Origin of the sequence: Pseudomonas sp. Sample_9 (genome assembly GCF_004307535.1) — a bacterium.
Taxonomy (GTDB): domain Bacteria; phylum Pseudomonadota; class Gammaproteobacteria; order Pseudomonadales; family Pseudomonadaceae; genus Aquipseudomonas; species Aquipseudomonas mercuritolerans.
The window spans coordinates 1-3,649 of record NZ_RAZO01000306.1 but is presented as its reverse complement, the minus strand read 5'-3'; the positions used below and the strand labels follow the sequence as shown (position 1 = coordinate 3,649).

Below are 3,649 nucleotides of genomic sequence, written 5' to 3'. Positions count from 1 at the left end.
GGGCAGGTCGCCACCAGCATGGCGAGGACGATCCAGAACGCCCGCGCTGAGTCCAGCTGCCACCACAGCAGGCCGATCAATGCCGCCGCAATCAGCGACAACAGCAGGAACCATTGCGCGGCGCGATCGGCGATTTCTGCCAGACGCGGTTTCTCCGCCTGAGCGCGATCAAGAAGGCGCACGATTGCGGAGAGACGCGTGTCCTGTCCCAGCGCCTGCACTTGCACGGTCAATGCGCCTTCGACGTTGAGCGTGCCCGCAGTAACTGCGTCGCCGAGCGTGCGTGGCTGTGGCAGGTATTCGCCGGTCAGCAGCGATTCGTCGATGCTCGACTGGCCGTCGATGATCTTGCCGTCAGCCGGCAGAATCGAGCCCGGCTGCACCAGAATCCGCTCGCCCACACGCAACTCGCTGAGCAGGATGCGTTCGCTCTGGCCGTCGCTATCCAGGCGCAGGCACGAGGCCGGCAACAGGTTGACCAGTTGCGCAGTGGCGGCAGCGGTGCGTTCGCGGGCGCGGCGTTCCAGATAACGCCCGGCGAGCAAAAACAGGGCGAACATGCCGACCGCATCGAAGTACAGCTCGCCGACCCCGGTGATCGACGTCCAGATTCCGGCGATGTAAGCGCTGCCGATCGCCAGCGACACCGAGACGTCCATGGTCAGGTGGCGGGTGCGCAAATCACGCATCGCACCTTTGAAGAACGGCGCGCAGCTGTAGAACACGATTGGCGTGGTCAGAAACAGCGCGACCCAGCGCAGGATCGTGTGCAGCTCGGGACTGAGGTCGATGTTGAATTCCGGCCAGGTGGCCATGGTCGCCATCATCGCCTGAAACCACAGCAGACCGGCGACGCCGAGTTGGCGCAGGGCCAGGCGATTCTCACTGGCCAGTTGTTCGCTGGCGCGGTCGGCCTGATAGGGGTGAGCAGCGTAACCAATGTGGCGCAGCTCGGCGAGGATCTGGCTCAGCGGCAATTGTGCGTCGGCCCAGCGTACGTGCAGGCGATGGTTGGACAGGTTCAACCGCGCTTCGGCGACGGCGGGCAGGGTGCGCAGGTGTTTCTCGATCAGCCAGCCGCAGGCGGCGCAACTGATGCCTTCCATCAACAAGGTGGTTTCGGCCAGATCGCCTTCGTGGCGCACGAAGGGCTGCTGCACGTCGGCGCGGTCGTACAGCGCCAGTTCATCAGTCAGTTGCACCGGCAGCGCTTCGGGATTGGCCGAGGCTTCGCTGCGATGCTGGTAGTAGCTTTCCAGACCACCGGCGACGATGGCTTCAGCCACCGCCTGACAGCCCGGGCAGCAGAACTCGCGAGACTCGCCGAGGACGACGGCGGTAAAGCGGCTGCCGGACGGGACGGGCAGGGCGCAGTGGTAGCAGGGGGTTGGGCTGGTCATCAGGAAAGTTTATGTCATCCGCAAGGGCCTCTTCGCGAGCAGGCTCGCTCCCACAGGTTTTGTGAACACAGAAGATCCACTGTGGGAGCGAGCCTGCTCGCGAATGCGCGAAGCGCAGGTTTTAGTTTTTCAGGTCTTCCGCACCCTGCAATGGCTCATCACCCAGCAGCAGTTCCTTGTCATGGCTGACCAGTTCTTCTTCAAACATGCGCCACACGTGCTCATCCTGGCTGCCGAGCAACTCGACAAACCGTCGCCCTTCGACCTTGTCGCCCAACTGGCCAATGTAGCGCCCGCTCTCGCTGTCACTGCGGGTCAGCACGATCTTGCGATCCTTCTCCGGCTGGGTCGGCGAAATCAGGTTCAGTTCCAGGGTTTGCGGCTGGCTGTCACCGTTCAAGCGCAAATCGACTTCACCGGTCACGTCATCCAGATGCACCGCCGCACGCAGCTTCAGGGTTTGCGCCAGCAGCTCGCGATCCAGTGAACGGTTGATGCCTTTGCCTGCTTCGTAATAGTTGTCGTTGACCAGATTGTCCGGGTTGTTCACCGCGATGGTCACCATCGACAGGGTCAAGGCCACCGAGCAGGCCAGGATCGCGATGATGATCCACGGCCAGAGGTGCTTGTACCAAGGACTTGCGGCGTTTGCAGCGGGCATGTTCAAAATTCTCTCAACGGATTTGTGGGCCGATGAATCGGCTCTTGGCTTCAACGTGGACGCTTTCGTCATCGGCATCCTTGAGGATGAATTTCACCTCGTTGGTGCTCGATGGCAGTTGTTCCGGTGCGCTGGACAACTCGACCGGCATGCTGACGATATCGCCGGCGGCAACCTTGATCTCGCGCTTGCCTTGCAGGCGCAGGTCCGGCAGACCCTCGGCTTGCAGCAGGTAAGTGTGGTCGCGCTGATCCTTGTTCATGATCTTCAGGCTGTAGACGTTTTCGATCCGGCCTTCAGCGTTTTCGCGGTACAGCACGCGGTCTTTGCTGACGTCGAACCCGACCAGCGAACGCATGAAGAACGCGGCGACCAACAGGCTGATCATCGCCAGCAGCACCACGGCATAGCCGATCAGGCGCGGTCGCAGTTTATGGGTTTTCTGCCCGGAGAGGTTGTGTTCGGTGGTGTAGCTGATCAGCCCGCGCGGGTAATCCATCTTGTCCATGATGCTGTCGCAGGCATCGATGCACGCAGCGCAGCCGATGCACTCGATCTGCAGGCCATCGCGGATGTCGATGCCGGTCGGGCAGACCTGCACGCACATCGTGCAGTCGATGCAATCGCCCAGCCCCAGCGCCTTGTAGTCGATGCCTTTCTTGCGCGGCCCACGGCTTTCGCCACGGCGCGGGTCGTAGGAAACGATGAGCGTGTCCTTGTCGAACATCACGCTCTGGAAGCGCGCATACGGGCACATGTAGATGCACACCTGCTCACGCAACCAGCCGGCATTGCCGTACGTGGCGAGGGTGAAAAAACCGACCCAGAAATACGACCAGCCATCGGCCTGGCCGGTGAAGAACTCGATGACCAGTTCGCGGATCGGCGAGAAGTAGCCGACAAAGGTCATGCCGGTGACAAAACCGATCAACAGCCACAGCGAATGCTTTGCCAGTTTGCGCAGGAATTTGTTGGTGCTCATCGGCGCCTTGTCGAGCTTGATGCGCTGATTGCGGTCGCCTTCGGTGACCTTTTCGCACCACATGAAAATCCACGTCCACACGCTCTGCGGGCAGGTATAACCGCACCAGACGCGCCCGGCGTACACGGTGATGAAGAACAGGCCGAACGCGGCAATGATCAACAGCCCCGAGAGCAAGATGAAATCCTGTGGCCAGAAAGTCGCGCCGAAGATGAAGAACTTGCGCTCCGGCAGGTTCCACCACACTGCCTGATGACCGCCCCAGTTCAGCCACACCGTGCCGAAATACAGCAGAAACAACGCCGCACCGCCGAGCATCCGCAGATTGCGGAACAGGCCGGTGAAGGCACGGGTGTAGATTTTTTCTCGTGAGGCATAAAGGTCGACGCTGTTGTTCGCGTTCTTGCTCGGCGGCGTGACGTCGTGTACCGGAATCTGATTGCTCATCATTGCATCCCACGGCAGTGGAAAAATGCCTCGGTCGATACGTGCCAACCGAAGTCAAAAAGGGCTGTTGCAGTAGCGTGATGATACGCCTGCCGCTCTGGCTCAAGGGTGCGACCTTTGGTCGCGTTGGGTAAAAAATGCGGATGGTGTAGCGATTGC

At 60.9% G+C, this 3,649-nt stretch carries 3 protein-coding genes; all 3 read right to left on the bottom strand.

The genetic code is table 11. The features are described 5' to 3' along the window. Positions 1 to 1,400: heavy metal translocating P-type ATPase metal-binding domain-containing protein (locus D6877_RS16925; protein ID WP_241662917.1), on the bottom strand; the 1,400-nt coding region annotated here is incomplete at its 3' end. Positions 1,401 to 1,521: 121 nt separating this feature from the next. Then, complete coding sequence (locus D6877_RS16920) at positions 1,522 to 2,061, bottom strand: FixH family protein (protein WP_130911522.1); 540 nt, start codon at positions 2,059 to 2,061, stop codon at positions 1,522 to 1,524. A 13-nt stretch (positions 2,062 to 2,074) separates the two neighbouring features. Then, positions 2,075 to 3,490 carry a cytochrome c oxidase accessory protein CcoG gene (gene ccoG, locus D6877_RS16915; RefSeq protein ID WP_122700473.1) on the bottom strand — a complete coding sequence of 472 codons (1,416 nt, stop codon included), beginning with the start codon at positions 3,488 to 3,490 and terminating at the stop codon, positions 2,075 to 2,077. Positions 3,491 to 3,649 lie beyond the last annotated feature (159 nt).

Bases quoted from the DNA above. Each gene is read 5' to 3' on its own strand.
- ccoG (WP_122700473.1), bottom strand. From the start codon at position 3,490: ATGAGCAATCAGATTCCGGTACACGACGTCACGCCGCCGAGCAAGAAC.
- D6877_RS16920 (WP_130911522.1), bottom strand. From the start codon at position 2,061: ATGCCCGCTGCAAACGCCGCAAGTCCTTGGTACAAGCACCTCTGGCCG.